We start from the raw sequence: 816 nt of genomic DNA, 5'->3' as shown, positions 1-816 counted from the left end.
CGGTGTTGTCAAGTTGTCTGGAGTACAGCAGTTTTGGGGTGCGGCAAGGCATCGCACGGGGAGGTCGGTCAGGGAGCGATGGTTTGTTCGGTGACCTGATCCCATACCTGGAATCGGATGGCCAGTTCGGTGCGGTGGTCGGTGGCAGCCATCCGGTGCCGGGGTGGGCGGAAGTGCGGCGAGATCCGGCTGAACACTGCGAGGAATCGTTGTGCTGAGCTGACAGTGCGGAAGCCCTTCATCGCTCGTTCACGTTGGCGGGTGGGTTGGTGGGAGTTCTCGCACCGATTGTTCAAGTATTTGTTTTGCCGGTGCTCAGTTGTCGACATCATCGTCCGGTGGGCAACACGATACGAAGCGAGCTTGTCGGTGATCAGCACCCGCGGCGGGCGAGCGTGCCGCTTCAGGAGTTTCTTGAAGAACCTGGTCGCCGCCTTGCCGTCCCGCTTCCCTTGGATCAGAATGTCGAGCACGTTTCCGTGCTGGTCCACCGCCCGCCACAAATACTTCTGCATGCCGCCGATCTTGATGAACACTTCGTCGAGATGCCACTTGTCACCTGGTCGGGGCACCTTTCGTCGAAGCCGGCGGGCGTACTCGGGCCCGAACCTCGCGCACCAGGTGCGGATCGTCTCGTACGTCACCTCGACCCCGCGCTCGGCCATCAGTAACTCGATGTCGCGGAACGAGAGGGTGAATCGGTGGTACAGCCACACACAGTGCGCGATGATCTCCCGCGGAAACCGGAACCCCTTGTACGTTGACGACACCCGTAGATCATCCCAGATCAGCGGATCTCAACAACTTGACAATGCC

General features: G+C 60.4%; 1 protein-coding gene. It reads right to left on the bottom strand.

Going from position 1 to position 816, the window contains the following annotated elements; translation table 11 throughout:
- Nucleotides 1–68 precede the first annotated feature (68 nt).
- Nucleotides 69–770: an IS6 family transposase gene (locus tag V3587_RS30645; protein ID WP_125053568.1), complete on the bottom strand. Its 702-nt coding sequence runs from the start codon at nt 768–770 to the stop codon at nt 69–71.
- Nucleotides 771–816 lie beyond the last annotated feature (46 nt).

Origin of the sequence: Rhodococcus sp. IEGM 1306 (assembly GCF_036541985.1) — a bacterium.
Lineage (GTDB): Bacteria > Actinomycetota > Actinomycetes > Mycobacteriales > Mycobacteriaceae > Rhodococcus_F > Rhodococcus_F qingshengii.
The sequence above is the reverse complement of the archived record's forward strand: the minus strand, read 5'-3'. Positions and strand labels throughout refer to the sequence as shown.